Origin of the sequence: Pseudomonas sp. 29 (genome assembly GCF_002754355.1) — a bacterium.
GTDB lineage: Bacteria > Pseudomonadota > Gammaproteobacteria > Pseudomonadales > Pseudomonadaceae > Aquipseudomonas > Aquipseudomonas neuropathica.
Genome location: NZ_PEEY01000001.1, coordinates 2,955,450 through 2,982,372, shown reverse-complemented (window position 1 = coordinate 2,982,372; position 26,923 = coordinate 2,955,450). Strand labels below are relative to the sequence as shown.

The following is a 26,923-nucleotide window of genomic DNA, read 5'->3' as shown; positions in this document are numbered from 1 at the left end:
GCCGGCCGCTGTTTCAGCGGTTCGGCGAAGCCATGCCTGAAGAAAACTTCGGGAGAATCGCCATGCGTGCGGCTCAATTGAAAGCGGTGTTGCCACGGGAGTTGCTCGCTTCAGTGGTTGTGTTTCTGGTCGCGTTGCCGCTGTGCATGGGTATCGCGATTGCGTCAGGGTTGCCACCGGCCAAAGGTCTGATCACCGGGATCATCGGCGGTCTGGTGGTTGGCTGGCTGGCGGGTTCGCCGTTGCAGGTCAGCGGGCCGGCGGCGGGTCTGGCGGTGTTGGTGTTTGAACTGGTGCGCCAGCACGGCATCGAGATGCTCGGACCGATTCTGCTGCTCGCCGGTTTCCTGCAACTGGTGGCCGGGCGCTTGAAGCTCGGTTGCTGGTTTCGGGTCACGGCGCCAGCGGTGGTGTACGGGATGCTGGCGGGGATTGGCGTGTTGATCGTGCTGTCGCAGGTGCATGTGATGCTTGATGCGTCACCGAAGCCCTCTGGCCTGGATAACCTCACGGCGTTCCCGGCGGCTGTGGCGCAGGCCTTGCCGTCGTTCGGCTGGCAGGCCGGACTCCTCGGGCTGTCGACGATTGCGGTGATGTGGCTATGGGAAAAATTTCGCCCACATTCGTTGCGCTTCGTTCCGGGTGCGTTGCTCGGCGTGGGTCTGGCGACAGCTGCCAGTCTGCTGCTGGCGTTGCAGGTCAAACGTGTTGAAGTACCGGCGAATCTGGCCGAAGCCATTGACTGGCTGAAACCGGCGGACCTGCTCAGCCTGGCCGATCCTACGCTGCTGATCGCCGCGTTCGCCGTGGCGTTTATCGCCAGCGCCGAAACCTTGTTGTCCGCCGCTGCGGTGGATCGCATGCACAGCGGCGTGCGTTCGGACTTCGACCGTGAGCTTTCGGCGCAAGGTGTCGGCAACATGCTCTGCGGTCTGCTCGGCGCGCTGCCGATGACCGGGGTGATCGTGCGCAGTTCGGCCAACGTCCAGGCCGGCGCAACCACGCGTTACTCGACGATCTTCCATGGTCTGTGGCTGCTGGCGTTCGTGCTGTTGCTGTCGAGTGTGCTGCAAAGCATTCCGGTGGCGAGTCTGGCGGGTGTGCTGGTGTACACCGGGTTCAAACTGGTCGATCTCAAAGCGTTTCGAGGTCTGGGTCGTTATGGGCGGATGCCGATGTTCACCTATGCGGCGACGGCGCTGGCGATCATCTTCACTGACCTGTTGACCGGGGTGTTGATCGGTTTCGGTCTGACGATGTTGAAACTGGCGTTCAAGGCTTCGCGATTGAAGATCAGCCTGATCGATCTGCCGCAGGACGGCGAGATGGAGTTGCGTCTGGTCGGCGCGGCGACATTCCTCAAAGTGCCGGCGTTGACGCAAGTGCTGGGCAGTATTCCGCAAGGCACCACGGTGCATGTGCCGCTCAATAACCTGAGCTACATCGACCATTCGTGTCTGGAGTTGCTGGAGGAGTGGGGCCGGGCGAATGCGGCGAAGGGCTCGAAGCTGTTGATTGAGTCGCGCGGGTTGAAGCGCAGGCTTGAGGGACGGATTCGAACCACCACCGGGATCGGCGCTGCCGGCTAAATTTGCTGGTTGAACTCAACCCCTGTAGGAGTGAGCCTGCTCGCGATGGCGGTGGGTCAGTCAACAGAGATGTTGAATGATCTATCGCCATCGCGAGCAGGCTCACTCCTACATTGGATTGTGTGTAACTCAGGCGGCAGGCTGGTCCAGTTCCAGGCCCACACCCAGTCGGCGGCCCATGCACGGCCAGCGTTTCCACGCGGCGCCGGTGTCCGGGCTGCTGAGTTTACCGCGGTAGGCTTCTACCGATTCCAGGGCAAAACTCTCGTCGTTGAGCATCTCGTCGATGGCGTGATGCACCGCTTCGTCCAGTTGGTTGGCAAATTCCTCACCGATCAATTGGTGAGCAATCAAGTTAGCGACCGTCATGTCCAAGGGGATCAGTGGCTGGCCGAAATGCTTGATGTACAGGTCGTTGACCTCTTCGACAAAACGGTGCGCCAGATAGGCTTCGTCGAGCAGGCTGTCCAGGCCAACGTGCCCGGCCATGATGGCTGGCGGCTGGAGGAAATACTGCTCGGCGATTTTCAGCACCGGTTTGATCTGCGATTCGATTCCCGCTTCCCTGGCAACTTCATTGGCTGCATCCAGCAGGTCTGGCACTTCATCAATGTAGGCGGCGACAAAACGCGTCAGCACACCGTTGGCGTCGGCTTCCGGCAATTGGATCGCCGGGTGTAAATGAGGCAGCTTGCTTTCCAGCTGACGGGTCAGCAGGCCGGTTTCTTTTTCGTGTTGTTGGGCTTTTTGGATCTGCTCGCGCAATGCGGCGGTGTTCATGAAAACTCCAGGAAACAAGGCAATGAAATAGGGAAGACATAACTTAGCTGGCTTACGAAAAATGCTAAGACGCATTTGTCATAATTATTTCATCCTTGATGCACCTGCGTTATATCGGTTTGCCACCACTCGTCTGCATCCTTCTCCATTCGTGCCCTTGAACGCAAGTGCCAGCTGTTTCAGTTCATTTACGTGCGCACATTGCAATTTCCCGTCGCTGTCTATACTCGCCATTGAATGGAGTTAGCTGATGACGCCCGACTGCACCCGCAGCAAGGCCCGGCGATTCAAGTTCGTAGTCTGATGCAGCCGCTCCCTTGCCGCAGGCGAAAGCCGGCGGGATAACAAGAACGATAAGGGGAACCCGCAATGATGCGACATCCACACGTCTGGATGGGCCTCCTGTTGTGGTCGATTTTCAGTCCGGCACACGCTGCCTGGACTGTAAATATGGCGCCTGGAGCGACTGAAATCAGTCACGCAGTATTCGACCTGCACATGACCATTTTCTGGATCTGTGTGGTGATCGGGATCATCGTCTTCGGCGCCATGTTCTGGTCGATGATGGTGCACCGCCGTTCTACCGGGCAGGTCGCCGCAAAATTCCACGAAAGCACTACCGTCGAAATTCTCTGGACCGTCGTACCGTTCCTGATTCTGGTGGCGATGGCCGTACCGGCGACCGCCACCCTGATCAAGATGTACGACACCAGTGAGCCGGATATCGATATCCAGATCACCGGTTATCAGTGGAAGTGGCACTACAAATACCTGGGCCAGGACGTCGAGTTTTTCAGCAACCTGGCCACTCCCGCCGAACAGATCCACAACAAGGAAACCAAGGGCGAGCATTACTTGCTCGAGGTCGACAAGCCGTTGGTGCTGCCGACCGGCGCCAAAGTGCGCTTCCTCGTGACTTCCGCCGACGTCATTCACTCCTGGTGGGTGCCGGCCTTCGCGGTGAAACGCGATGCGATCCCGGGATTCGTCAACGAGGCGTGGACGCGCATCGACAAGCCCGGCATCTACCGTGGCCAGTGCGCCGAATTGTGCGGCAAGGATCACGGCTTCATGCCGATCGTGGTCGAGGTCAAAGAGAAGGCCGACTACGACAAATGGCTCGCCGACCGCAAAGCCGAGGCTGCGCAGCTCAAAGAGCTGACCAGCAAGGAATGGACCCTCGACGAACTCAAGGAACGCGGCGACAAGATCTATCACACCACCTGCGTCGCCTGTCACCAGGCCGAAGGTCAGGGCCTGCCGCCGATGTTCCCGGCGCTCAAAGGCTCGAAAATCGCCACCGGACCGAAAGAAGGCCACTTGAGCATTGTCTTCCACGGCAAGCCCGGCACCGCCATGGCGGCGTTCGGCAAGCAGCTGTCGGAAGTCGATATCGCAGCGGTCGTGACCTACGAACGTAACGCCTGGGGCAACAACAAGGGCGACATGGTCACGCCAAAAGAAGTGCTGGAGCTGAAACAGGCGGAAAGCAAATGAGCCGGTCTATCGCGTACCTCGTGAACCGGTCGGGGCAGAGCGCCCCGGCCTGCCTCATCCACTCACGTAAAGGAGACCGGCCATGAGCGCTGTCATTGATGACCACGGTCATGCCGACCACGCCCACGGCCCCGCCAAAGGCCTGATGCGCTGGGTGCTGACCACCAACCACAAGGACATCGGCACGCTGTACCTGTGGTTTGCGTTCTCCATGTTTCTGCTCGGCGGCACGTTCGCGATGGTGATTCGCGCCGAACTGTTCCAGCCCGGCTTGCAGATCGTCGAGCCGGCGTTCTTCAACCAGATGACCACCATGCACGGTCTGGTGATGGTCTTCGGTGCGGTGATGCCGGCGTTTGTCGGCCTCGCCAACTGGATGATCCCGTTGATGATCGGCGCGCCGGACATGGCCTTGCCCCGGATGAACAACTTCAGCTTCTGGCTGTTGCCGGCGGCGTTCCTGATCCTGGTGTCGACCCTGTTTACCCCCGGCGGCGGGCCGAACTTCGGCTGGACGTTCTATGCGCCGCTGTCGACGACGTATGCACCGGAAAGCGTGACCTTCTTCATCTTCGCCATCCACTTGATGGGCATCAGTTCGATCATGGGCGCGATCAACGTGATCGCCACCATCCTCAATCTGCGGGCGCCCGGCATGACGCTGATGAAAATGCCGCTGTTCGTCTGGACCTGGCTGATCACCGCGTTCCTGCTGATCGCGGTGATGCCGGTGCTGGCCGGGTGCGTGACGATGATGCTGATGGACATCCACTTCGGCACCAGTTTCTTCAGTGCTGCCGGTGGCGGTGACCCGGTGTTGTTCCAGCATGTGTTCTGGTTCTTCGGCCATCCCGAGGTGTACATCATGATCCTGCCGGCCTTCGGCGCCGTCAGCTCGATCATCCCGACCTTCTCGCGCAAGCCGCTGTTCGGCTACACCTCGATGGTCTACGCGACGGCGAGCATCGCCTTCCTGTCGTTCATCGTCTGGGCGCACCACATGTTCGTGGTCGGCATTCCATTGGTGGGCGAGCTGTTCTTCATGTACGCCACGCTGTTGATCGCGGTGCCGACCGGGGTGAAGGTGTTCAACTGGGCCAGCACCATGTGGCAAGGCTCGCTGACCTTCGAAACGCCGATGCTGTTTGCCGTGGCGTTCGTGATCCTGTTCTCCATCGGCGGTTTCTCCGGGTTGATGCTGGCCATCGCGCCGGCGGACTTCCAGTATCAGGACACCTACTTTGTGGTCGCGCACTTCCATTACGTGCTGGTGCCGGGGGCGATCTTCGGGATCTTCGCCTCGACCTACTACTGGCTGCCGAAATGGACCGGCCACATGTACGACGAAACCCTCGGCAAGCTGCATTTCTGGCTGTCATTCGTCGGCATGAACCTGACCTTCTTCCCGATGCACTTCGTCGGGCTTGCGGGAATGCCTCGACGGATTCCGGACTACAACCTGCAATTCGCCGACTTCAACATGGTCTCCTCGATTGGCGCGTTCATGTTCGGTGCGACGCAGATCTTCTTCCTGTTCATCGTCATCAAGACCATTCGCGGCGGCCCGCCAGCACCGGCCAAACCGTGGGATGGTGCGGAAGGTCTGGAGTGGAGCGTGCCGTCCCCGGCGCCGTATCACACCTTCACCACACCGCCGGAAGTGAAATGAACACAGATCTCCCTGTGGGAGCGAGCCTGCTCGCGAAGAACGATGACGCGGTTCATCTGATGCACCGAGTTGTCTGCTTCGCGAGCAGGCTCGCTCCCACAAGGGATCTGATGAGAGGCATGAACCATGGCTGATTCGATCTCGATGAAAAAACTCGTCACCCGCCTGCTCGGCGTGGTGGTGGCGATGTTTGTCTTCGGTTTTGCCTTGGTGCCGATCTACGACGTGATGTGCAAAGCCTTCGGCATCAACGGCAAGACCGCCGGGCAGTACGAGGGTGAGCAGGTGGTCGACACTTCGCGCCAGGTGCGTGTGCAGTTTCTGTCGACCAACAACGTCGACATGCCGTGGGACTTTTACCCCAAGCATGACGAACTCACCGCCAACCCCGGCGCGGTCAACGAGATGATCTTCATCGCGCGCAACCCCACCGACAAACCGATGAGTGCGCAAGCCGTGCCGAGCATCGCGCCGAGCAACGCCGCGGCATATTTCCACAAGACCGAATGCTTTTGCTTTACCCAGCAGGTGCTGCAGCCCGGTCAACAGATCGAGATGCCGGTGCGCTTCATTGTTGACCGCGACATGCCCAAGGATGTGAAGCACCTGACGCTGTCCTACACGCTGTTCGATATCACCGCCCGACATCCGCCGGTGGCTGTAAACACTGGCGGTTGAGCGTGCCCGATAAGGAGAACAATAAATGGCAACTCATGAGCATTATTACGTTCCGCCGCAAAGCAAATGGCCGATCATTGCGACCTTCGGCATGGCCATCACTGTGTACGGCCTCGCCACCTGGTTTAACGATCTGAAGGCAGCGCGCCCGGAATCCCACGGCCCGTACATCTTTTTCGTCGGTGGCCTGTTGCTGGCGTACATGCTGTTCGGCTGGTTCGGGGCGGTGATCAAGGAAAGCCGCGCGGGGCTTTATAGCCCGCAGCTCGATCGCTCGTTCCGCTGGGGCATGAGTTGGTTCATCTTCTCCGAAGTGATGTTCTTCGTCGCCTTCTTCGGTGCGCTGTTTTACGTGCGGCACGTCTCCGGACCGGCGCTCGGCGGTGAGGGCACCAAAGGCATCGCGCACATGCTCTGGCCGAACTTCCAGTTCACCTGGCCGTTGCTGCACACGCCGGATCCGAAACTGTTCCCGCCGCCAAAAGAAGTCATCAGCCCGTGGGGCCTGCCGCTGATCAACACAATTCTGCTGGTCAGCTCCAGCGTGACCATCACCATCGCCCACCATGCGCTGAAAAAGGGCCATCGCGGCGCACTGAAAATCTGGCTGGCGATCACCGTGCTGCTGGGCTGCGCGTTTCTCGGCTTCCAGGCTGAGGAATACATGCACGCCTACCACGAACTGGGCCTGACCCTCGGTTCCGGTATTTATGGCGCGACGTTCTTCATGCTCACCGGTTTCCACGGCGCCCACGTGACCATCGGCACGATCATTCTGTTTGTGATGCTGATGCGCATCATGAAGGGCCACTTCGACAACGAGCACCAGTTCGGCTTCGAAGCGGCGAGCTGGTATTGGCACTTCGTCGACGTGGTCTGGATCGGTCTGTTTATCTTCGTCTACGTACTCTGAGGATCACCACTACCAAGGCGCATGCGACACCAATTGGCCGCTGTAAAAGCCCCAGGCGATCAAGCCGACGGTGGCGGCGGCCAATGCCACCCGAACACTCAAGGCGATGACCAGGCGATTCGAGCTGCTGTCGTCCTTGACCAGGAAAAACAGGCCGCTGAACAGGCTGATCACCGTGGCAATCAGCATCAGGACGATGGCTGTTTTGAGCATGGGAAGAACTCCGGGGGACAGGCGATGCAGTTGAGTATAGCGATCGCAACGACTGACTTTGTGGCGCAGCCATGAAGCGCTTTCGCCCGGGCGTGATACCGACCGTGGTGGTGGCGTTGTTGCTGCCGTTGCTGGTTTCGCTAGGCTTCTGGCAATTGAGCCGGGGTGCCGAGAAAACCGCTCTGCTCACCAGCTACGCCGAACGCCGCGCGGCCGAACCGATGGCCAGCAGCGAACTGCTCAATAGCGCTGATCCGGCTTATCGCCGCGTGCATCTGCACGGCCAGTTCGATGCCGCGCACAGCTTGCTGCTGGATAACCGTCAGCGTAACGGCAAGGTCGGTGTCGAGCTGCTGCAACCGTTTCAGGATCAACGCACAGGCCTATGGCTGCTGGTTAATCGCGGCTGGCTGCCGTGGCCGGACCGCCGCGTGCCGCCGCAATTCACCACGCCTTCCGAAGCCTTGAATGTCGATGCCTGGGTCTACGTCGCCCCCGGCACCACTTTTCAACTTCATGCCGATCCGGTCAGCAACACCTGGCCGCAAACCATCACTGCCGTCGAACCCGCCAAGCTGTGGAAAACCCTTGAGCGCGACGGCTTTACCTACGAATTACGCGCCGAACCCGGCCCGGCCAGCTACGAGGCCGATTGGCCGGTGGTCGCCATGGGCCCGGAAAAACACCTCGGTTACGCCGTGCAGTGGTTCGCCATGGCCACCGCCCTGCTCGGCCTCTACGTCTATTTGGGCTTGCACAACGCAAAGGAGAAACACCATGGGAACGGCCATGAATCCACCCAGCATGTCTGAGGCGAAACCTGCCGCCACCCGTCGTCGCGGGCGCATTCAGTTGCTGCTGATATTGCTCGGCGTGATCGGCCCGATGGTGCTCGCCACCGGCATGTACAAATTGCAGTTCTGGGTGCCGGACGGTCGCAGCTATCACGGCGAACTGATCGGCAACGGCCAGACCCGCGCCGACCTCGGCGTGCAGGCCGACGAGGAGCGCTGGCAGATGCTGGTCACCGCGCCGAAGGATTGCGCGGTGGATTGCCAGCAACTGGTGTATCTGGCGCGGCAGATCCAGATCGGCCTCGGTCGCGATGCCGGCCGCGCCAGCCACGCTCTCGCCATGGCGCAACCGGTGAGCGCCGCTTACGAGGCCAAGCTCAACCGCGAATATCCACAGCTGCAACGCTATCCGCTGGACGCTACATCGTTCAGCAAAACCACGGGCGACAAGGCCACGCCGCAGCTTTGGATCATCGACCCCCACGGCAATCTCGTACTGCGTTACGAGCCGAATGTGAAAGGCAAGGATCTGCTCAACGACCTGCGTCACCTGCTGAAACTGTCGAACATCGGATAAGGGCATCGTCATGGCCAAACCTGGATTTCGCCTCGCGCTGTTTGCCACCCTGCTGGCGCTGATTGTGGTGCTGCTCGGCGCCTATACGCGCCTGACCCACGCCGGCCTCGGCTGTCCGGACTGGCCGGGCTGCTACGGTTTTATCAGCGTGCCGAAAAGCGAAGCGCAACTGGCCCATGCCGAACTGCATTACCCCGACTCGCCAGTGGTGGCGCACAAGGGCTGGAACGAGATGATCCACCGCTACTTCGCCGGCACCCTCGGCCTGCTCATTTCGATTCTGGCCGGGCGCGCGTGGGTCAATCGACGTCATCCGGGGCAGCCGTTGAAGCTGCCGCTGTTTCTGCTCGCGGTGGTGTTCGCGCAAGCGGCGTTCGGCATGTGGACGGTGACGCTCAAACTCTGGCCGCAAGTGGTCACCGGGCATTTGCTCGGCGGTTTTGCGACGTTGAGTTTGCTGTTTTTGCTGACCTTACGACTGTCCGGCGTGCTGCCGGCACTGACCGTGCCCAAGCGTTTGCAGTATTGGGCGACAGCGGGATTGTTGTTGGTGATTGGCCAGATCGCGCTGGGTGGCTGGGTCAGTTCCAACTACGCGGCGGTGGCCTGCATCGATTTCCCGACCTGCCACGGGCAATGGCTGCCACCGGCAGATTTCGCCAATGGCTTTCACCTGACTCAACACATCGGCCCGAATTATCTCGGCGGACAACTCGACAGCGATGCACGCACGGCGATTCACCTGACTCATCGTATCGGCGCGCTGCTGGTGACGCTGGTGCTGCTCGGCCTCGCCTGGCAATTGAAAGTGGTTGGCATGACGCGGTTGGCCGGGCTGGTGCTTATTGCCCTCGCAGCGCAGATCACCCTCGGCATCAGCAACGTGCTGTTCCATCTGCCGCTGCCGGTGGCGGTCGCGCATAACGCTGGCGGCGCGGCGTTGCTGCTGACCATGGTGCTGGTCAATTACCACGCGCGCACCAGCCTGGTCCGGGTCAAACAACCGGTGCTCGCGCGCTGGCGCCTGAGCCCGCGCAAACACACGGCCGCGCCCATCACCATAAAAGGAGAAACACCGTGGCGATTCTGATTGGCGAGCGCCCGCATCAGGCGATCTGGCGTGATTATCTGGAGCTGACCAAACCGAAAGTCGTGGTGCTGATGCTGATCACTTCGCTGGTTGGCATGTTCCTCGCGACCCGTGCCGGGGTGCCGTGGACGGTGCTGGTGTTCGGCAATCTGGGGATTGCCCTGTGTGCCGGTGGTGCGGCGGCGGTCAACCATGTGGTGGATCGGCGCATCGATGCGGTGATGGCGCGTACGCATAAACGGCCGCTGGCCGAGGGCCGGGTTTCACCGGCGGCGGCACTGACGTTTGCCTTGGTGCTGGCGTTGCTCGGTCAGGCGTTGTTGCTGACTTTCACCAATCCGCTGACCGCTTGGCTGACCTTGGCTTCGCTTCTTGGTTATGCAGTGATTTACACCGGCTTCCTCAAACGCGCGACGCCGCAGAACATCGTCATCGGTGGCCTCGCCGGTGCTGCCCCGCCATTACTGGGCTGGACCGCAGCCACCGGCCACGTCAGCGCCGAACCGTTGTTGCTGGTGCTGATCATCTTCGCCTGGACCCCACCGCACTTCTGGGCGCTGGCGATTCATCGCAAGGAGGAATACGCCAAGGCCGACATCCCGATGCTGCCAGTCACCCACGGCGAGCACTACACCAAGGTGCACATTCTGCTCTACACCTTCGCGCTGCTGGCGGTAAGTCTGCTGCCTTACGTGATTCACATGAGCGGCATGCTCTACCTGATTTGCGCGCTCTGCTTGGGCGCGAGGTTTCTGCAATGGGCCGTGGTGCTGTACCGTGGCACTCGGCCGCACGCGGCGATCAACACCTTCAAGTACTCTATTTGGTACTTGTTCCTGTTGTTCATCGCCCTGCTCGTAGACCACTACTTACTGTTGAACCTATGACTCGAACCCAGAAAACCGTCTTCATCCTCGTCGCCGTGATCGCGCTGATCCTGGGACTTACCGTCAACAAAGTGCTGAGCGGCAAGGGCCAGGGCGACCCGACTGCGCTGATCGACGCCGGCATTATCCTGCTGCCGCAGAGCCGCAATCTGCCGGATGTGACGATGACCGATCAGGACGGTAAACCGGTGGCGATCAACGAGTTGAAAGGCAAGTGGAGCCTGCTGTTCTTCGGCTACACCTTCTGCCCGGACATCTGCCCGACTACGTTGGCGCAGCTGCGGCAGATCAAGAGTGAACTGCCGAAAGACGCTGTGGACAAGTTGCAGATCGTGCTGGTCAGTGTTGACCCGAACCGCGATAACCCCAAGCAGTTGAAGCAGTACCTGGGCTATTTTGATCCGCAGTTTGTCGGCCTGACACCGACTTCGATCGAAGAGCTGCAGAAGGTGGCGAACGCGGTGAGTATTCCGTTTATTCCGGCGGATACGAGCAAGCCGAATTACACCGTCGACCATAGCGGCAATCTGGCGGTGATCGGTCCGGACGGGACGCAGCGGGGGTTTATTCGAGCGCCGTTGAACAATGCCAAACTGATTGCGCAGCTGCCGTTGATGCTTAACCGCAAATAAAAGCTGAAGAGCGAAAAGCCCCTCACCCTAGCCCTCCCGAAACGTCGGACCGCCCAGAGGGAGAGGGAACTGACCGAGGTGTTTGTTCGAGTTGCGCCGACCTGCAATTGAGAGTCGAACTCAGGCTCGAAAAGCCTGAAGATCGGCCCCCTCTCCCTCGGGAGAGGGCTGGGGTGAGGGGCAGCGTCACAGCAGGTCCAAAGCCAAACACCAGAGACAAAAAAGGGGACGCTCATGGCGTCCCCTTTTTCATTACAGCAACCCCAATCAGAACGCCGGCAATACCGCGCCTTTGTACTTCTCGGTAATGAATTTCTTCACTTCCGGGCTGTGCAGCGCAGCAGCGAGTTTCTGCATCGCGTCGCTGTCTTTGTTGTCCGCGCGGGACACGAGGATGTTCACGTACGGCGAGTCGTTGCCTTCGATTACCAGCGCATCCTTGGACGGATCGAGCTTGGCTTCCAGCGCGTAGTTGGTGTTGATCAGCGCCAGATCGACCTGGGTGAGCACACGCGGGATGGTCGCGGCTTCCAGTTCACGGATTTTCAGGTCTTTCGGGTTTGTCTTGATGTCTTTGACGGTCGACAGGATGTTGGTCGGATCCTTCAACGTGATCACGCCAGCCTTGGCCAGCAGCAACAGGGCACGGCCGCCGTTGGTGGCGTCGTTCGGAATCACCACGTTGGCACCGCTTGGCAGATCCTTCAGATCCTTGAGCTTGCTCGAGTAGGCGCCCAGCGGCTCCAGGTGCACACCGGTCACGGCAACCAGACTAGTGCCCTTGGCCTTGTTGAACTCATCGAGGTACGGCTGGTGCTGGAAGAAGTTGGCGTCCAGACGCTTTTCCGCGACCTGTACGTTCGGCTGAATGTAGTCGGTGAAGACCTTGACCTTCAGCTCCACGCCTTCTTTGGCTAGCGCCGGCTTCACGAACTCAAGGATTTCCGCGTGCGGCACCGGGGTGGCGGCAACGGTCAGGGTTTCGGCGTGGGCCGAGAATGCTGCAACGGCAGCGAAAGCAGCGATCAGTTTTTTCATTCAGCTAACTCCTTATGAGGCGCCCGTCTGGCGCCTGCCAGCGAATGGCCGGCTCATCTCTTGATTACAAAACCGGTTATTTGCGCGAGAAATGCACAACCAGTCGATCACCGACCATCTGCAGCACTTGCACCAGAATCAACAGCAACACCACGGTGACGATCATTACGTCAGTCTGGAAACGCTGGTAACCGAAACGGATCGCCAGGTCACCCAGACCACCAGCGCCGACCACACCGGCCATCGCCGTGTAGGACACCAGTGTAATCGCCGTCACCGTAATCGCCGCGAAGATGCCCGGGCGGGCTTCCGGCAGCAAAGCGTTCATGATGATCTGCCGCGTGGTCGCGCCCATCGACTGGGTCGCTTCGATGATGCCGCGATCGACTTCACGCAGCGCGGTTTCCACCAGACGCGCGAAGAACGGTGTCGCACCGACTACCAATGGCGGAATCGCACCGGCCACGCCCAGCGACGTGCCGGTGATCAGCACGGTGAACGGGATCATAACGATCAACAGAATGATGAACGGCAGCGAACGCAGGATGTTCACCGCCAGCGACATGAATGCGTAGAGGCCACGGTTTTCCAGCAATTGACGCGGGCTGCACAGAAACAGCAACACGCCCAGCGGTAGGCCGAGTAATACGGTGAACAGCAGCGAACCACCGAGCATCAGCATCGTGTCGCCGGTGGCCAGCCAGATTTCGTACCAGTCGATATTGGTGAAGAAACTGATCAGGTCTTCCATTAGCGCAATACCTCCATGTGAACGTCAGCGGCGGTGAAGCGGGCAAACGCCGCTTCCATGTCGCCACCGGTGACGGCGAGGGTCAATTGCCCGTACGGAATGTCTTTGATGCGGTCGATGCGACCGGCGAGGATGCTGTAGTCGACGCCGGTTTCCCGAGCGACGGTACCGAGCAGCGGCGCGTAGGTCGCTTCGCCCTGGAAGGTCAGACGCACAATGCGGCCCGGCACGTGAGCGAAGTCATCACGCTGTTCGCTTTCGTCGATCTGCTCGCTTTCCTGCACAAAACGCTTGGTGGTCGGGTGTTTTGGATGCAGGAACACATCGGCGACCGAACCTTGCTCGACGATCACACCAGCGTCCATTACCGCCACTTGATCGCAAACGCGACGGATCACATCCATCTCGTGGGTGATCAGGACGATGGTCAGTTTCAGTTCGCGGTTGATCTCGGCCAGCAATTGCAGGACCGAAGCGGTGGTCTGCGGGTCGAGGGCACTGGTGGCCTCGTCGCACAGCAGAATCTTCGGCTTGGTTGCCAAGGCGCGGGCGATGCCGACGCGCTGCTTCTGGCCACCGGACAATTGCGCCGGGTACTTCTTGGCGTGGTCGGACAGACCGACCCGCGCCAGCAATTCGGCAACACGCTTGTCAATCTCGCCGCCCGACAGTTCGCCGGCCAGGGTCAGCGGCAACGCAACGTTGTCGGCCACGGTCTTGGAGGCAAGCAGGTTGAAGTGCTGAAAGATCATCCCGACTTGCTGACGGAAACGGCGAAGGCCGTTGGCGTCCAGTGCGGTGACTTCTTCGCCGTCGACGATGATCTTGCCGCCACTGGAGTCTTCCAGGCGATTGATCAGACGCAGCAGGGTACTTTTGCCCGCGCCGGAATGGCCGATCAGGCCGAACACCTGCCCGTTCTCGATAGAGAGACTGGTCGGGTGCAGCGCGGGAATATCCTTACCGGCGACGCGGTAAGTCTTGTGGACGTTTTGAAACTCGATCACGTAGCGAACCTTGTGGGGCGCGTTAGAAAAGGATCAGCGGTTAGCCGGGCGCGCATTTTAGCCTGTCCGTATAGAGGTTCTTAGCATTTATTTCGCAATTAACCTTCGATTTGGCAATAACAAGATCAAAGGTCATAAAAAAGGAACGCCCCCAACGCCTCATCAGTCACTAAGTAAGCGACTTGAAAACCCTGGGTGCCGTGCCCGGGAACCACTCAAGAGTCCCCGGCAAACCACGGGGTCAACCGAGGAGTTTACGACTGATGAGCAAGAAGCCTACGACCGATAAAAGCCAGATGGCCGGAACCGATGCCCCGGATCGCGCCAACACCAACGCCAAACTCGACAGCCTGGAGAAATTCCGCTCCGACGCCACTGGCCAGGCGCTGCGCACCAACCAGGGTGTGAAGATTGCCGACAACCAGAACACCCTCAAGGCCGGCCCGCGCGGGCCGTCGCTGCTTGAAGATTTCATCATGCGGGAAAAGATCACGCATTTTGACCATGAGCGGATCCCGGAACGCATCGTCCACGCACGCGGCACCGGGGCGCATGGTTTCTTTCAGGCCTACGAGAACCATTCGACGCTGACCAAGGCCGGGTTCCTACAGGATCCGGGGAAAAAGACCCCGGTGTTCGTGCGCTTTTCCACGGTTCAGGGCCCACGCGGTTCCGGCGACACCGTGCGTGACGTACGCGGTTTCGCGGTGAAGTTCTTTACCGATGAAGGCAACTTCGACCTGGTCGGCAACAACATGCCGGTGTTTTTCATTCAGGACGCGATCAAGTTTCCCGACTTCGTCCACGCGGTGAAACCCGAGCCGCACAACGAAATCCCTACCGGCGGCTCGGCTCACGACACCTTCTGGGACTTCGTTTCGCTGGTCCCGGAATCGGCGCACATGGTCATCTGGGCGATGTCCGACCGGGCGATCCCGAAAAGCCTGCGCAGCATGCAGGGCTTCGGCGTGCACACCTTCCGCCTGATCAATGCCGAGGGCAAATCGCGCTTCGTCAAATTCCACTGGCGCCCTACCGCCGGCACTTGTTCGCTGGTGTGGGACGAGGCGCAGAAGCTTGCCGGTAAAGATACCGACTACCACCGTCGCGACCTCTGGGAAGCGATCGAGATGGGCGATTACCCGGAATGGGAACTCGGCGTACAGATCATCGAGGAGGAAAACGAGCACGACTTCGATTTCGACATCCTCGACCCGACCAAGCTGATCCCCGAAGAAATCGTGCCGATCACGCCGCTCGGCAAAATGACCCTGAACCGCAACCCCGACAACTTCTTTGCCGAGACCGAGCAGGTCGCGTTCTGCCCTGGCCACATCGTGCCCGGTATCGACTTCTCCAATGACCCGCTGCTGCAAGGTCGGCTGTTTTCCTACACCGACACGCAAATCAGCCGACTCGGTGGGCCGAATTTTCACGAGTTGCCGATCAACCGGCCGGTGGCACCGTTCCACAATGGCCAGCGTGATGCGCAGCACCGCACGGTGATCGACAAGGGCCGCGCCTCGTATGAGCCGAACTCGATTGATGGCGGCTGGCCGAAAGAAACGCCGCCGGCCGCACAGGACGGTGGCTTCGAGAGCTATCCAGAACGCATTGATGCGAACAAGATCCGCCAGCGCAGCGAGTCGTTCAGCGATCACTTCTCCCAAGCGACGCTATTTTTCAACAGCATGAGCGATCACGAGAAGGAGCACATCATTGCGGCCTACAGCTTCGAGCTGGGCAAGGTTGAGCGTGAGTTCATCCGCGCACGGGAGGTGAACGAGATTCTCGCCAATATCGATCTGGAACTGGCCAAGCGTGTCGCGGCTAATCTGGGTCTGCCGGCGCCGAGCAAAGGTACGGTCGAAGTGCGCAAGGTTGCCTTCGATCACTCGCCGTCATTGAGTCAGGCTAATTTGCTGCCAGAAAACATCAAAACCCGAAAAGTGGCGATTCTTGCTGCCAACGGCGTCGATGGTGCGGCGATTGATGCAATGAAGAAGGCATTGGCCGCTGAGGGTGCGCACGCCAAGTTGCTCGGCCCAACTTCAGCGCCGGTGAAGACCGCTGACGGCAAAACGTTGCCAGTGGATGCCTCGATGGAAGGCATGCCGTCAGTGATTTTCGATGCGGTGTTCGTACCGGGTGGCGCGGCGTCGGTGAAGGCGTTGAGCGGCGATGGCGTGGCGTTGCATTACCTGCTGGAGGCGTACAAGCATCTGAAGGCGATTGCGTTGCAGGGTGATGCGAAGCAGTTGCAGGATCTGCTGAAACTGGAGACGGATGACGGATTGCTGCAAGGCAAGGATGTGCCGGCGTTGACCAAGCCGTTCTTTGCGGCGATCGGGCAGCATCGGGTTTGGGCGCGGGAGCCTAAGGCGAAGGCCATTCCGGCTTAAAAGCTTCGTTGGCTGAAAGGACGCTTTCGCGAGCAAGCTCGCTCCCACCCTGGTTTTGTGTCGTTCACAAACCCAGTGTGGGAGCGAGCCTGCTCGAGAAGCTTTTTAGGGTTTACGCGGACTCAAGACCATTTGTGCAGGCACGGTACGCACGGTCTGCTTCTCAATCTTCAGATCAAAATCCGGGTTCAACTTCTTCACCCGCTTGGTCAGCAGAGTCGCCAGCCACGGATAGTCATCGGTACGTGGTGCCTGAATGGTCACCCCACACTCGTAATTCACTACATCAGCGGCGATCGCGTCGAGTTGCCGACGAAGTTTGCGGCTATCGGTGATGTTCAGCGCAACCGTGGTGCTCTCGGCAGTCGGATCAATCACTTTGGCTTTCGGCTTGGCCTCGGCGGCCAGCAATGCAGCCTCAGCCTTTTCCAGCTCAGCTTTGCGCGCTTCAGTAATGGCACCGTTGACGCCACCGGTCAGCGCCGGCGCTTTCGGCATCAAAGCGCGGGCACGACTTAACGCCGTAGCGGCAGCATTCACATCGCCCTTCTGCAGCACAATCTGGCTGCGACGCAGATACGCTTCGGCCAATTGCCGCTGGTATTGCTCAAGGGATTGATCGTTGGGGGTTTCTTTCTGCAAAGCGGCCAACTGATCTTCGGCAGTGGCCAGCTCGCTGCTGGCCAGGCTTTGCTCCAGCTGTGCGATGGCCGCAGCTCGCGCATCGGGGACTTCGGCCACCGGCGGCGTGCTTTGGCAGGCGCCCAGTAGCACTGAAAATGCGACAAGGAGCAGATAACGGGAGGCGAACGGCTTCATTCCTGCGACTCTCTATTTGCGCAAAAAGCGGCCAAGTCTACACCCCACGACGGGGCAGAACAAAACTCAACAGAAACAGTGCGGCCGCCGTCACAACGATAGACGGCCCCGCCGGGGTGTCTTTGAACCACGACAGCGCCAGCCCGCCACACACGGCGAGCATGCCCAGCAGGCTTGCGCCCAGTGCCATCTGCTCCGGCGAGCGGGCGTGACGCTGTGCCGCAGCCGCCGGGATGATCAACAGTGAAGTAATCAGCAACACTCCGACGATTTTCATCGCCACCGCAATCACCACCGCGATCAACAGCATCAGCGCCATGCGCAGGCCCGCCACCGGCAGACCTTCAACCTTGGCCAGCTCTTCGTGCACGGTGATCGCCAGCAATGGCCGCCACAGTGTCACCAGCAATGCCAGTACCGCCGCGCTGCCACCGAGGATCCACGCCAGATCGGTCGGGCTGATCGCCAGCAGGTCGCCAAACAGATAGGCCATCAGGTCGATCCGCACTTCATGCATGAAGCTTAGTACCACCAGGCCGAGAGAGAGCGTGCTCGGTGCGAGAATTCCCAACAACGTGTCGGACGCCAGCGGTTGACGCTGTTGCAATGTGACCAGCAGCACCGCCAGCAACAGACAGCCTACGGTCACCGCAACGGTCGGGCTGACATCCAGCAGAAAGCCCAGCGCCACACCCAGCAACGCGGCGTGGGACAAGGTGTCGCCGAAATAGGCCATGCGCCGCCAGACCACAAACGAACCCAGCGGACCTGCAACGATCGCCAGCGCCAGACCTGCAAGCAGGGCATACAACAGAAAATCAGCCATGCTTGCAGTTGTCTCCGTGAACGTGAGGTTGGCCAATAACCGGCCCTTTGACCACCGAACCGTGCAGGTCGTGAGCGTGGTCGTGATGGTGGTGATAAACCGCCAGGCTCTGCGCGTTCTTGCCGAACAGCTCGACGAACGCAGGATCGCCGCTGACCTGCTCGGGATGCCCGGAACAGCAGACATGACGGTTGAGGCAGACCACCTGGTCGGTGGTGCTCATCACCAGATGCAAATCGTGGGACACCATCAACACGCCGCAACCATGACGATCGCGCAGACGGGTGATCAGGCTGTACAACTCCGCTTGGCCGGCGACGTCGACACCTTGCACCGGTTCATCGAGCACCAGCAATTCCGGCTCGCGCAACAACGCGCGAGCGAGCAGCACGCGCTGTATTTCACCGCCGGAAACGCTTTGCACCGGGCTGTCGATGACGTGTTCGGCGCCAACTTCTTTCAACGCAGCCAGCGCACGCGGGCGATCAACGCCCGGAACCAGGCGCAGAAAGCGCAGCACCGACAACGGCAAGGTCGGATCGACGTGGAGTTTTTGCGGCATGTAACCGACGCGCAGCTTCGGCTTGCGCCAGACACTGCCGCTGTCCGGCTTGAGCAAGCCGAGCACGGCGCGCACCAGCGTGGTCTTGCCGGCGCCGTTGGGGCCGATCAGGGTGACGATCTGCCCCGGCTCGACGCTCAGCTCGATGTTGTCCAGCACAGCCTGCCCGGCAAACGTGACGGCGACCTGCTCCAGACGGATCAGCGCATTGCTCATCAAGCCCCCTGGCAACCGGAACACAGGCCGACGACTTCGACGGTCTGCGCTTCGACGATGAAACCAACGTCTTTGGCGCTGTTGATGATCGCGTCGCTGATCACTTTTTGCTCAAGTTCGATGGCGGCGTGGCAATCGCGACAGATCAGGAACTGACCCTGATGCGCGTGCTCCGGGTGCACGCAGCCAACGAAGGCGTTGAGCGAGGAGATGCGGTGCACCAGGCCGTTTTCCAGAAGGAAATCCAGCGCGCGATACACGGTCGGCGGCGCGGCGCGGCGGCCGTCCTGCTCGCTGAGCACGGCGAGAATGTCATAGGCGCCCAGCGGTTTGTGGCTCTGCCACACCAACTCCAGCACCCGGCGGCGCAACGCGGTCAGGCGCAAGCCTTTCTGGGCGCACAAGGTATCGGCCTCGGACAAAGCGCTGTGCACGCAATGAGAGTGGTCGTGGGGACGGCTGGCAATCGGTGTAATAGGCATGGGCGGCGACGAGTTTTGATAGAGACGTTATTATGTTACCCGTTCTCGCCTCCTTGAGTGGTCATCGTGTCCCGACTTTTTTCTGTTTTTGTGGCTTTTGTCGCCAGTTTCCTGCTGATCGGTTCGGCTCAGGCCGAGGTCAAAGTCCTCACCAGCATCAAACCGTTGCAGCTGATTGCAGCGGCCGTGCAGGACGGCGTAGCGATTCCCGAAGTGCTGCTGCCGCCGGGTGCTTCGCCACACAATTACGCCCTGCGGCCATCCGACGTACGGAAGGTGCAATCGGTGGATCTGCTCTACTGGATCGGCCCGGACATGGAAGGCTTTCTGCCGCGCGTGTTGAACGGTCGGACGCTGCCGAGCGTCGCGGTGCAGGATCTGCCAGGGATGAAACTGCGGCGTTTCGCAGAGGACAGCCACTCCCACGCCGAAGAGGCTGACGAGCATGATCACGATCACCGTCCTGGCACGCTCGATGCGCATTTGTGGTTATCACCGGGCAATGCGCGGGTAATTGCCGACAAAATGGCCGCTGACTTGAGCACTGCGGACCCGGAGAACGCCGAGCGTTATCAGAGTAATGCCAAGGCGTTTGATGAGCGTCTGGACGCACTGGATCAGCGTTTGAAGAAGCGTCTGGCCAGCGTTGAAGGCAAGCCGTACTTCGTCTTTCACGAGGCGTTTGATTACTTTGAAGAGGCTTACGGCCTGAAGCATGCCGGCGTGTTCAGCGTGGCCGCCGAAGTGCAGCCGGGCGCGCAACATGTCGCGGCGATGCGCAAGCGTTTGCAGGAAGTCGGCAAGACGTGTGTGTTCAGTGAGCCGCCGTTGCGGCCGCGTCTGGCGGAGACGCTGGTGGCGGGTTTGCCAGTGAAACTGGCGGAGCTGGATGCGCTGGGCGGGTACACCCCGGCGACGGCTCAGGGCTATGAGCAAGTGCTGGAGAAGTTGGGTAACGATATGGCGGGCTGCCTGGAATCGCTTTAAGGCTGATTCGGCTTCGCCTCAATCGCGAGCAGGCTCACTCCTACAAGAGATCACCTAACCCCTGTAGGAGTGAGCCTGCTCGCGATGCTTTTAAAGGGCGAAAGGTAACGGTGTGTGAACCTGCTGCCGCTGCGCCAAGCGCTGCTCAAACTCCTTGGGATCGTGTATCAACACATCCTGCCCGGCAAACTGCTCCGCCGCGATCAACCGCGACAGCCAGAACCGCACGCAGGCCACGCGCAGCATGGTCGGCCACAACTCGGCCTCCGCCGCCGTAAACGGTCGCAGCGCCGCATAGGCACCAAGGAATGCGCGGGCTCGCGGCCCATCGATCAGACCGTCCTCGTCCGAACACCAGTCGTTCAACGCAATCGCCACGTCATACAGCATCGGCCCCGAGCAGGCGTTGTAGAAGTCGATCAGCCCGGTTAGATGCGTGCCTTCGAACATCGCGTTATCGCGAAACAGGTCGGCATGAATGTTGGCCCGAGGCAGCGCGAGGATCTTCTCTTTGCGCTCGGTGATTTCATCCAGCGCCTTTTGCAGCAAGGCACGCGGCTCATCGCTCAGGTGCGAGAGCAACTCGTTGCCCTCCTCCAGCATCCAGTCCAGGCCACGATCGGTCTTGCGCTTGATCATGCGCTCGCCCTGGGTCGCCAGATGCAGATGCGCCTGCAACTCGCCGACCTGCGCGCAATGCTGAGCATTGGCGACTTTGATGTGCTTGCCGGACAGCCGCGGTTGCAGCAGCGCCGGTTTGCCCTTCAGCTCACGCAATGCCACGCCGTCAGTGGTGCGCAGCGCGTACGGCACCGGCAGATCGGCTTCGTGGAGCACATCGAGCAGATCGATGAAAAACGGCATCTCCTGCACCGGGCCGCGCTCGACCAGAGTCAGGACGAATTCGCCCTGCTCCAGGCTGATAAAGAAATTGGTGTTTTCGCTGCCGGCGGCGATCCCCTGGAAATCAAGCAGACGGCCAAGCCCGTAAGGGGCGAGAAAAGTTTCCAGCTCGGGCCGAGCCAGGGGAGTGAACACAGACATGGTTAAAAACTGCTCAGTTCAGGCGCCACGACCGCGTAGCGCCGATTAAAAGTCAGGAAACTTACTTCCAGGTAAAGATTTCCCACGACGGAATCAGCATATCCGGCTGGTCGGAGCGAATGTAGTTCGCGTCCGTACCATCGGCGCGCACCAGGAAATACGGTTTGCCACCCTTTGGCGTGACCTTGATCGCATAGACGAAACCACTGCGACTGTATTCCTGGATAACCTTGTCGCCTTCCGTGTGCGTGTTAATGGTAACTTCCGGCTCCTTTGACGGCGCATCATCCGCCGCCATCGCGGCCAACGGTGAGGCAGCAATCAGACCGACCAGCAGCAAGCGATTTAACGTACGCATGATAACCTTGTCCCTTTGTCGTCAACGGTCCCGCTATTCTAGCGCCGGACCCGCCGAAAAGGTTGATCCTGCTCATGAGCCAAGCCCCCCTCGTCCTGGTGGACGGTTCGTCTTACCTGTACCGCGCCTTTCACGCGCTGCCACCACTGACCACCTCCAAAGGCCTGCCGACCGGTGCGGTCAAAGGCGTGCTGAACATGCTCAAGAGTCTGCGCAAGCAGTACCCGGACAGCCCGTTCGCCGTGGTTTTCGACGCCAAGGGCGGGACATTTCGCGATGAAATGTACGCCGAATACAAAGCCAACCGCCCAAGCATGCCCGACGACATGCGCGTGCAGATCGAGCCGCTGCACCAGAGCGTGATCGCCCTCGGTTTCCCGCTACTGTGCGTGGAAGGCGTCGAGGCTGACGACGTGATCGGCACCCTGGCGCGCAGCAGCGCGGCGGCGGATCGCCCGGTGATCATCTCCACCGGCGACAAGGACATGGCGCAACTGGTCGATGGCCACATTACTTTGGTCAACACCATGTCCGGTAGCTCGATGGACGTGGAGGGCGTTAAGGAGAAATTCGGCGTCGCTCCGGAGCAGATCATCGATTATCTGGCGCTGATGGGCGATTCGTCCGACAACATTCCAGGCGTTCCCGGCATCGGCCCGAAGACTGCGTCCGGCCTGTTGGTCGGCGTCAACGGCGGCCTCACCGAGCTGTACGCCAATCTCGACATCGTCCCGACCCTGCCGATTCGCGGCGCGAAAACCCTGCCGGCCAAGCTTGAAGAGCACAAGGAGATGGCGTTCCTCTCCTATCAACTGGCGACCATCAAGGTCGACGTGCCGCTGGACGTCGAACTCGATGATCTGCAGATGGGCGCCGAAGACCCGGCCAAGCTCTACGAACTGTACTCGCTGCTGGAATTCAAAAGCTGGATCAACGATCTCGATCGCGACGCCAAACGTCTGGAACTGAGCGCAGCCAGCGAACCTGCGCTGGCCGGCGATCTGTTCAGCGCACCAGCGGAAGAAGCGCCTGTCGCTCCCGCTGAAGCCGCTTACGAAACCATCCTCGATCAGGCACGTTTCGACGTCTGGCTGGAAAAACTCAACAACGCCAAGCTGTTCGCCTTCGACACCGAAACCACCGGCATCGACGCGCAGCAGGCGCAACTGGTCGGCCTGTCGTTCGCCGTGCAGGCCAACGAAGCCGCGTACATTCCGCTGACCCACTCCTACATCGGCGTGCCGGAACAGCTGGATCGCAACACCGTGCTGCGCGCACTCAAGCCGATTCTCGAAGACCCGAGCAAGCTGAAGGTCGGCCAGCACGCCAAGTTCGATATGAATATTCTGGCCAACTGTGCCATCGGCGGCGATCAGAGCCAAGGCATCAACGTGCGCGGCATCGCCTTCGACACGATGCTTGAGTCCTACGTGCTCAACTCCACCGCCACCCGCCACGACATGGACAGCCTCGCGCAGAAGTACCTGGATCACACCACCGTGAGCTTCCAGGACATCGCCGGCAAAGGTGCCAAGCAGCTGACCTTTGACCAGATTGCGCTGGAACAGGCCGGGCCGTACGCCGCTGAAGACGCTGATATCACCCTGCGCCTGCACCAGACGCTGTTCGAAAAACTCAGCGCGATCCCGAGTCTGGCCAGCGTTTTGACCGATATCGAGATTCCGCTGGTGCCCGTTCTCGCCCGCATCGAGCGCCAAGGCGCGTTCGTTGACGCTGAGTTGCTCGGCATTCAGAGCATCGAACTGGGCAACAAAATGGTCGCGCTGGAGCGCGAAGCGTTCGAGATCGCCGGGGAAGAATTCAATCTTGGCTCGCCGAAGCAACTGGGCGTGATTCTTTACGAGAAACTCGGCCTGCCGGTACTGAAGAAGACCGCCAAGGGTCAGCCGTCCACTGCTGAAGAAGTGTTGGCGAAACTCGCTGAAGACGATCACCGCTTGCCGAAGGTGCTGATGGAGCACCGCTCGATGAGCAAGCTGAAAAGCACCTACACCGATCGCCTGCCGGAGCAGATCAATCCGCGCACCGGGCGTGTCCACACCTCGTATCATCAGGCTGTGGCGTCGACCGGTCGCTTGTCCTCCAGCGATCCAAACCTGCAGAACATCCCGGTGCGCACCGCTGAAGGTCGACGCATCCGTCAGGCGTTCGTCGCGCCGAAGGGCTACAAACTGTTGGCGGCGGACTATTCGCAGATCGAGCTGCGGATCATGGCGCACCTGTCCAAGGACGAAGGCCTGATGAATGCCTTCCGCAACAATCTGGACGTGCACACCGCCACCGCTGCCGAAGTGTTCAAGGTCGAACTCAACGAAGTGACCTCCGACCAGCGCCGTGGCGCCAAGGCGATCAACTTTGGCCTGATCTACGGCATGGGCGCACAAAAACTCGGCAAGGACATCGGCGTCGATACCAAGACCGCCAAGGCTTACATCGATACCTACTTCGCCCGTTATCCGGGGGTTCGCGAATACATGGATCGCACCCGCGCGCAGGCAGCGGATCAGGGTTATGTCGAGACGTTTTTCGGTCGTCGTCTGTACCTGCCGGAGATCAACTCGAACAAGCCGCAGGAACGCGCCGCTGCCGAGCGCACAGCGATCAACGCGCCGATGCAGGGCACGGCTGCCGACATCATCAAGAAAGCCATGGTGGCGGTGGATAACTGGCTGGCGACATCCGGGCTGGACGCCAAAGTCATCCTGCAGGTGCACGATGAACTGGTGCTGGAGGTTCGTGAGGATCTGGTCGAACAAGTCAGTGCCGAGATTCGCGTGCACATGAGCGAGGCGGCGAAACTGGATGTGCCGCTGCTGGTCGAAGTGGGTGTGGGCAACAATTGGGATGAGGCTCACTGAGGCTTTTGAACACGGTTTGCCGCGACCTGTTGTCGCGGCAACGCCAGTAAAACCTGCTTATTTCGAAAAGCGCTTGGGATTATTCCAAAGCTTTTTGAAAAAAATCTGAACTAATCTGGAAGGACACCACTCAGAGTTACTGAATGGCTGGTGAAGCCCTTCGATGCTCCTATGTTGTGTTAAGTGTTGGCAGATATCTGAACCCCGCCCTAGCGGTTCGGAACTTAAACCCCGGAATTTCTCCCTCCCCAATGAAATCCGGGGCTTTTTTTGCCCAAAAATCGGCTGTAGCGCGGCCATGCTGCGTTAAAGGCGCTACTCAAAATGCTCGTTTAGGTCCCTAAACTCCGCTTTTGAGCATCACCTTTGCCTTGCCTGACCACACTACAACCAATTTTTCCCAATCCCGACTTACTCGGCTGCCGCCTCGGCGCTTTTGTCTGCCAGTTCCATCCAGCCGGCCAGTACAGTGTAGGCCTCTTCCAGGCCCATGCGTTTTGGCGCGGAGAACAGCTGGATGGTGACCAGGTCGCCCCAACCCTTGCGGATTTCCGACTGCACTTTGAGCAGGGTGTTCTTGGCTGCGCCGTAGGTGAGTTTGTCGGCCTTGGTCAGCAGGATGTGCATCGGCATGCCGGCCGCAACGGCCCAGTCGAGCATCAGCAGGTCGAAGTCGGTCATTGGATGACGGATGTCCATCATCAGAATCAAACCCTTCAAACTCTCGCGGCCACCGAGGTAAGCCTCAAGGTGACGCTGCCAGTGCATCTTCAGCGGGATCGGTACTTTTGCGTAACCGTAGCCCGGCAGGTCGACCAGACGGCGATCTTCGTCTAGCTTGAAGAAGTTCAACAGCTGTGTGCGACCCGGGGTTTTCGAGGTACGCGCCAGGCTGGCGTGAGTCAAAGTGTTCAGCGCGCTGGATTTGCCGGCGTTGGAACGACCGGCGAACGCTACTTCGAAGCCTTCGTCGTCAGGGCATTGATCGACTTTGGCGGCACTGAGCATGAACGTGGACTGTTGGCACAGGCCGAGGATGGGATTCTTGAGTTGCATGGGATTTCCGATGTGGGCGGCGCCGGGATTGGGCGCGGAACGCGGTGTCGCTTCCGTTTCAGTGACGCCAGTATATAATGCCGCAGATTTTGTGTGTGCTTTGTCCCAGCGTAGGATGAAGTTCACGAGAGCGACAGACCTTGATTGCGCATTAGAACGCAGAACGCTCTCAACCCTGAAAAGGTCGTTTTATGACGAAATGGCTGCTGGCTGCCGGAGTCTTGATGCCGCTTTACAGCGCACAGGCTACACAGGATCCGGAAGCTGTGTACAACCGTGTTTGTGGTGCCTGTCATTCCGGCCAACTACCCATGGCGCCCGAAAGAGGCGATCAGGAAGCTTGGACGCCGAGGTTGGCGAAAGGTATGGAGACGCTGGTGCAACACGTGACCCAGGGTTTCAAGGCGATGCCGCCGCGTGGTTTGTGCATGGACTGCAGTGCCGAGGATTACCAAGCCATCATCCTTTGGATGAGCGAGTAAACCCGGTCCATAACTTAACCCTTAGCCGTAGTTGGATTAGCTGATGAACAAATTGATCGTGAGTCTGCTGTTGACCGTGGGAATCTCAGGCTTCGCCCATGCTGCCGGTGATGCCGCAGCAGGCCAGGCAAAAGCCGCCGTATGCGGAGCCTGCCATGGCCCGGACGGGAACAGCATGGCGCCAAACTTTCCGAAACTGGCCGGCCAAGGTGAACGCTACCTGACCAAGCAACTGCACGACATCAAGTCGGGCAAACGCACCGTTCTGGAAATGACCGGCCTGCTGACCAACCTGAGCGATCAGGACCTGGCCGACATCGCCGCCTACTTCGCCAGCCAGAAAGGCAGCGTCGGCGCCGCCGACCCGAAGATCGTCGCTCGCGGTGAAGCGCTGTTCCGTGGCGGCAACCTGGCCAAGGGCCTGCCAGCCTGCACTGGCTGCCATTCGCCGAATGGCGCTGGCAACGCCGCCGCCGGGTTCCCACACCTGGGTGGCCAACACGCTCAATACATCGCCAAGCAGCTGACCGATTTCCGCAAGGAAGAAGGTGGCCGCACCAACGACGGCGACACCATGACCATGCAGACCATCGCCAAGCGCCTGAGCGACGAAGATATTGCTGCGGTCTCCAGCTACATTCAAGGTCTGCACTAAGAGCATTTGGCAGCGATAGATCTCGTGCAACGTTAACGCT

The 26,923-nt window shown here is 59.9% G+C and carries 27 protein-coding genes; 15 read left to right on the top strand and 12 right to left on the bottom strand.

Features of this window, described 5'->3' with window-relative positions:
* Nucleotides 1–62 precede the first annotated feature (62 nt).
* Nucleotides 63–1,589 (top strand): SulP family inorganic anion transporter, encoded by a 1,527-nt coding sequence (locus tag CLU80_RS13955; protein WP_099757633.1) that lies wholly within the window; start codon nt 63–65, stop codon nt 1,587–1,589.
* 129 nt (nt 1,590–1,718) lie between these two features.
* Here CLU80_RS13955 and CLU80_RS13945 read toward each other — a convergent pair whose 3' ends face one another.
* A complete protein-coding gene (locus tag CLU80_RS13945; protein ID WP_093429493.1) occupies nt 1,719–2,369 on the bottom strand; it encodes a hypothetical protein in 651 nt (216 codons plus the stop codon).
* A 369-nt stretch (nt 2,370–2,738) separates the two neighbouring features.
* Here CLU80_RS13945 and coxB point away from each other — a divergent pair, with 369 nt between their 5' ends.
* The 4 genes from coxB to CLU80_RS13925 all read left to right on the top strand — a co-directional run bounded on the left by coxB (nt 2,739) and on the right by CLU80_RS13925 (nt 7,126).
* The gene (gene coxB / locus CLU80_RS13940) at nt 2,739–3,866 is read left to right on the top strand and encodes a cytochrome c oxidase subunit II (protein WP_034152255.1); all 1,128 of its coding nucleotides are present in this window, start codon (nt 2,739–2,741) and stop codon (nt 3,864–3,866) included.
* An 82-nt stretch (nt 3,867–3,948) separates the two neighbouring features.
* Nucleotides 3,949–5,535 (top strand): cytochrome c oxidase subunit I, encoded by a 1,587-nt coding sequence (ctaD, locus tag CLU80_RS13935; RefSeq protein WP_034152254.1) that lies wholly within the window; start codon nt 3,949–3,951, stop codon nt 5,533–5,535.
* Between the two features lie 126 nt (nt 5,536–5,661).
* Nucleotides 5,662–6,213, top strand: a complete 552-nt coding sequence (locus CLU80_RS13930) for a cytochrome c oxidase assembly protein (protein WP_016986464.1) — start codon at nt 5,662–5,664, stop codon at nt 6,211–6,213.
* Between the two features lie 25 nt (nt 6,214–6,238).
* Nucleotides 6,239–7,126: a cytochrome c oxidase subunit 3 gene (locus CLU80_RS13925; protein WP_093429494.1), complete on the top strand. Its 888-nt coding sequence runs from the start codon at nt 6,239–6,241 to the stop codon at nt 7,124–7,126.
* Between the two features lie 9 nt (nt 7,127–7,135).
* On the opposite strand, the gene CLU80_RS13920 is transcribed toward CLU80_RS13925, so the two are convergent.
* On the bottom strand, nt 7,136–7,339 hold the full coding sequence (locus CLU80_RS13920) for a twin transmembrane helix small protein (protein ID WP_007911731.1): 204 nt from the start codon (nt 7,337–7,339) through the stop codon (nt 7,136–7,138).
* A gap of 71 nt (nt 7,340–7,410) precedes the next feature.
* Between CLU80_RS13920 and CLU80_RS13915 the strand changes: the two genes are divergently transcribed.
* Genes CLU80_RS13915 through CLU80_RS13895 form a run of 5 tightly spaced genes read left to right on the top strand, consistent with a single transcriptional unit; the run spans nt 7,411 to nt 11,319 of the window.
* The gene (locus CLU80_RS13915; protein ID WP_099757632.1) at nt 7,411–8,151 is read left to right on the top strand and encodes an SURF1 family protein; all 741 of its coding nucleotides are present in this window, start codon (nt 7,411–7,413) and stop codon (nt 8,149–8,151) included.
* Nucleotides 8,117–8,710, top strand: coding sequence for a PA_0111/PP_0108 family redox-active disulfide protein (locus CLU80_RS13910; protein ID WP_099757631.1), 594 nt, complete (start codon nt 8,117–8,119; stop codon nt 8,708–8,710). Before CLU80_RS13915 ends, CLU80_RS13910 begins: the two co-directional genes overlap by 35 nt.
* Nucleotides 8,711–8,720: 10 nt before the next feature.
* Nucleotides 8,721–9,800 carry a COX15/CtaA family protein gene (locus CLU80_RS13905; RefSeq protein ID WP_099757630.1) on the top strand — a complete coding sequence of 360 codons (1,080 nt, stop codon included), beginning with the start codon at nt 8,721–8,723 and terminating at the stop codon, nt 9,798–9,800.
* Nucleotides 9,788–10,687, top strand: coding sequence for a heme o synthase (gene cyoE / locus CLU80_RS13900; protein WP_093429498.1), 900 nt, complete (start codon nt 9,788–9,790; stop codon nt 10,685–10,687). The genes CLU80_RS13905 and cyoE overlap by 13 nt, the downstream gene beginning before the upstream one ends.
* Entirely contained in the window at nt 10,684–11,319 is a 636-nt protein-coding gene (locus CLU80_RS13895) for an SCO family protein (protein ID WP_099757629.1), read from the top strand. The genes cyoE and CLU80_RS13895 overlap by 4 nt, the downstream gene beginning before the upstream one ends.
* Before the next feature lie 267 nt (nt 11,320–11,586).
* Here the strand turns inward: CLU80_RS13895 and CLU80_RS13890 are convergent, their stop codons facing one another.
* From CLU80_RS13890 to CLU80_RS13880, 3 genes are all read right to left on the bottom strand, one after another.
* Nucleotides 11,587–12,357 (bottom strand): MetQ/NlpA family ABC transporter substrate-binding protein, encoded by a 771-nt coding sequence (locus CLU80_RS13890; protein ID WP_099757628.1) that lies wholly within the window; start codon nt 12,355–12,357, stop codon nt 11,587–11,589.
* A gap of 76 nt (nt 12,358–12,433) precedes the next feature.
* The gene (locus CLU80_RS13885; protein WP_016986455.1) at nt 12,434–13,108 is read right to left on the bottom strand and encodes a methionine ABC transporter permease; all 675 of its coding nucleotides are present in this window, start codon (nt 13,106–13,108) and stop codon (nt 12,434–12,436) included.
* Nucleotides 13,108–14,115, bottom strand: a complete 1,008-nt coding sequence (locus CLU80_RS13880) for a methionine ABC transporter ATP-binding protein (RefSeq protein WP_099757627.1) — start codon at nt 14,113–14,115, stop codon at nt 13,108–13,110. The genes CLU80_RS13885 and CLU80_RS13880 overlap by 1 nt, the downstream gene beginning before the upstream one ends.
* 260 nt (nt 14,116–14,375) lie before the next feature.
* Here CLU80_RS13880 and katE point away from each other — a divergent pair, with 260 nt between their 5' ends.
* Complete coding sequence (katE, locus tag CLU80_RS13875) at nt 14,376–16,517, top strand: catalase HPII (RefSeq protein ID WP_099759377.1); 2,142 nt, start codon at nt 14,376–14,378, stop codon at nt 16,515–16,517.
* Between the two features lie 105 nt (nt 16,518–16,622).
* Here the strand turns inward: katE and CLU80_RS13870 are convergent, their stop codons facing one another.
* From CLU80_RS13870 to CLU80_RS13855, 4 genes are read right to left on the bottom strand one after another with little or no spacing between them, the layout of a single operon-like run.
* Entirely contained in the window at nt 16,623–17,336 is a 714-nt protein-coding gene (locus CLU80_RS13870; RefSeq protein WP_099757626.1) for a PA5502 family lipoprotein, read from the bottom strand.
* 37 nt (nt 17,337–17,373) lie between these two features.
* Nucleotides 17,374–18,162 carry a zinc ABC transporter permease subunit ZnuB gene (znuB, locus tag CLU80_RS13865; RefSeq protein WP_093429502.1) on the bottom strand — a complete coding sequence of 263 codons (789 nt, stop codon included), beginning with the start codon at nt 18,160–18,162 and terminating at the stop codon, nt 17,374–17,376.
* Entirely contained in the window at nt 18,155–18,940 is a 786-nt protein-coding gene (znuC, locus tag CLU80_RS13860) for a zinc ABC transporter ATP-binding protein ZnuC (protein WP_099757625.1), read from the bottom strand. Before znuC ends, znuB begins: the two co-directional genes overlap by 8 nt.
* Nucleotides 18,940–19,422 carry a Fur family transcriptional regulator gene (locus CLU80_RS13855; protein WP_007911760.1) on the bottom strand — a complete coding sequence of 161 codons (483 nt, stop codon included), beginning with the start codon at nt 19,420–19,422 and terminating at the stop codon, nt 18,940–18,942. The genes znuC and CLU80_RS13855 overlap by 1 nt, the downstream gene beginning before the upstream one ends.
* A 66-nt stretch (nt 19,423–19,488) precedes the next feature.
* Here CLU80_RS13855 and CLU80_RS13850 point away from each other — a divergent pair, with 66 nt between their 5' ends.
* Nucleotides 19,489–20,409 (top strand): zinc ABC transporter substrate-binding protein ZnuA, encoded by a 921-nt coding sequence (locus CLU80_RS13850; protein WP_099759376.1) that lies wholly within the window; start codon nt 19,489–19,491, stop codon nt 20,407–20,409.
* 90 nt (nt 20,410–20,499) lie between these two features.
* Here CLU80_RS13850 and CLU80_RS13845 read toward each other — a convergent pair whose 3' ends face one another.
* Nucleotides 20,500–21,453 carry a homoserine kinase gene (locus CLU80_RS13845; protein WP_099757624.1) on the bottom strand — a complete coding sequence of 318 codons (954 nt, stop codon included), beginning with the start codon at nt 21,451–21,453 and terminating at the stop codon, nt 20,500–20,502.
* A 61-nt stretch (nt 21,454–21,514) separates the two neighbouring features.
* Nucleotides 21,515–21,811, bottom strand: a complete 297-nt coding sequence (locus tag CLU80_RS13840) for a DUF2782 domain-containing protein (RefSeq protein ID WP_093429504.1) — start codon at nt 21,809–21,811, stop codon at nt 21,515–21,517.
* A gap of 74 nt (nt 21,812–21,885) precedes the next feature.
* Between CLU80_RS13840 and polA the strand changes: the two genes are divergently transcribed.
* The gene (polA, locus tag CLU80_RS13835; RefSeq protein ID WP_099757623.1) at nt 21,886–24,690 is read left to right on the top strand and encodes a DNA polymerase I; all 2,805 of its coding nucleotides are present in this window, start codon (nt 21,886–21,888) and stop codon (nt 24,688–24,690) included.
* A 411-nt stretch (nt 24,691–25,101) separates the two neighbouring features.
* Here polA and yihA read toward each other — a convergent pair whose 3' ends face one another.
* Complete coding sequence (yihA, locus tag CLU80_RS13830; protein ID WP_099757622.1) at nt 25,102–25,746, bottom strand: ribosome biogenesis GTP-binding protein YihA/YsxC; 645 nt, start codon at nt 25,744–25,746, stop codon at nt 25,102–25,104.
* 191 nt (nt 25,747–25,937) lie between these two features.
* Between yihA and CLU80_RS13825 the strand changes: the two genes are divergently transcribed.
* Both CLU80_RS13825 and CLU80_RS13820 read left to right on the top strand, forming a co-directional pair.
* A complete protein-coding gene (locus tag CLU80_RS13825; RefSeq protein ID WP_034152239.1) occupies nt 25,938–26,228 on the top strand; it encodes a c-type cytochrome in 291 nt (96 codons plus the stop codon).
* Nucleotides 26,229–26,271: 43 nt separating this feature from the next.
* Nucleotides 26,272–26,883 carry a c-type cytochrome gene (locus tag CLU80_RS13820; protein ID WP_008081240.1) on the top strand — a complete coding sequence of 204 codons (612 nt, stop codon included), beginning with the start codon at nt 26,272–26,274 and terminating at the stop codon, nt 26,881–26,883.
* Nucleotides 26,884–26,923 lie beyond the last annotated feature (40 nt).

Coding starts and splice junctions, on each gene's coding strand:
- CLU80_RS13945 (WP_093429493.1), bottom strand. CDS start 2,369: ATGAACACCGCCGCATTGCGCGAGCAGATCCAAAAAGCCCAACAACAC.
- CLU80_RS13955 (WP_099757633.1), top strand. CDS start 63: ATGCGTGCGGCTCAATTGAAAGCGGTGTTGCCACGGGAGTTGCTCGCT.
- CLU80_RS13925 (WP_093429494.1), top strand. CDS start 6,239: ATGGCAACTCATGAGCATTATTACGTTCCGCCGCAAAGCAAATGGCCG.
- CLU80_RS13920 (WP_007911731.1), bottom strand. CDS start 7,339: ATGCTCAAAACAGCCATCGTCCTGATGCTGATTGCCACGGTGATCAGC.
- ctaD (WP_034152254.1), top strand. CDS start 3,949: ATGAGCGCTGTCATTGATGACCACGGTCATGCCGACCACGCCCACGGC.
- CLU80_RS13885 (WP_016986455.1), bottom strand. CDS start 13,108: ATGGAAGACCTGATCAGTTTCTTCACCAATATCGACTGGTACGAAATC.
- CLU80_RS13895 (WP_099757629.1), top strand. CDS start 10,684: ATGACTCGAACCCAGAAAACCGTCTTCATCCTCGTCGCCGTGATCGCG.
- coxB (WP_034152255.1), top strand. CDS start 2,739: ATGATGCGACATCCACACGTCTGGATGGGCCTCCTGTTGTGGTCGATT.
- CLU80_RS13930 (WP_016986464.1), top strand. CDS start 5,662: ATGGCTGATTCGATCTCGATGAAAAAACTCGTCACCCGCCTGCTCGGC.
- CLU80_RS13910 (WP_099757631.1), top strand. CDS start 8,117: ATGGGAACGGCCATGAATCCACCCAGCATGTCTGAGGCGAAACCTGCC.
- CLU80_RS13870 (WP_099757626.1), bottom strand. CDS start 17,336: ATGAAGCCGTTCGCCTCCCGTTATCTGCTCCTTGTCGCATTTTCAGTG.
- CLU80_RS13820 (WP_008081240.1), top strand. CDS start 26,272: ATGAACAAATTGATCGTGAGTCTGCTGTTGACCGTGGGAATCTCAGGC.
- CLU80_RS13905 (WP_099757630.1), top strand. CDS start 8,721: ATGGCCAAACCTGGATTTCGCCTCGCGCTGTTTGCCACCCTGCTGGCG.
- CLU80_RS13915 (WP_099757632.1), top strand. CDS start 7,411: ATGAAGCGCTTTCGCCCGGGCGTGATACCGACCGTGGTGGTGGCGTTG.
- polA (WP_099757623.1), top strand. CDS start 21,886: ATGAGCCAAGCCCCCCTCGTCCTGGTGGACGGTTCGTCTTACCTGTAC.
- znuC (WP_099757625.1), bottom strand. CDS start 18,940: ATGAGCAATGCGCTGATCCGTCTGGAGCAGGTCGCCGTCACGTTTGCC.
- CLU80_RS13845 (WP_099757624.1), bottom strand. CDS start 21,453: ATGTCTGTGTTCACTCCCCTGGCTCGGCCCGAGCTGGAAACTTTTCTC.
- CLU80_RS13890 (WP_099757628.1), bottom strand. CDS start 12,357: ATGAAAAAACTGATCGCTGCTTTCGCTGCCGTTGCAGCATTCTCGGCC.
- CLU80_RS13825 (WP_034152239.1), top strand. CDS start 25,938: ATGACGAAATGGCTGCTGGCTGCCGGAGTCTTGATGCCGCTTTACAGC.
- CLU80_RS13840 (WP_093429504.1), bottom strand. CDS start 21,811: ATGCGTACGTTAAATCGCTTGCTGCTGGTCGGTCTGATTGCTGCCTCA.
- znuB (WP_093429502.1), bottom strand. CDS start 18,162: ATGGCTGATTTTCTGTTGTATGCCCTGCTTGCAGGTCTGGCGCTGGCG.
- yihA (WP_099757622.1), bottom strand. CDS start 25,746: ATGCAACTCAAGAATCCCATCCTCGGCCTGTGCCAACAGTCCACGTTC.
- CLU80_RS13855 (WP_007911760.1), bottom strand. CDS start 19,422: ATGCCTATTACACCGATTGCCAGCCGTCCCCACGACCACTCTCATTGC.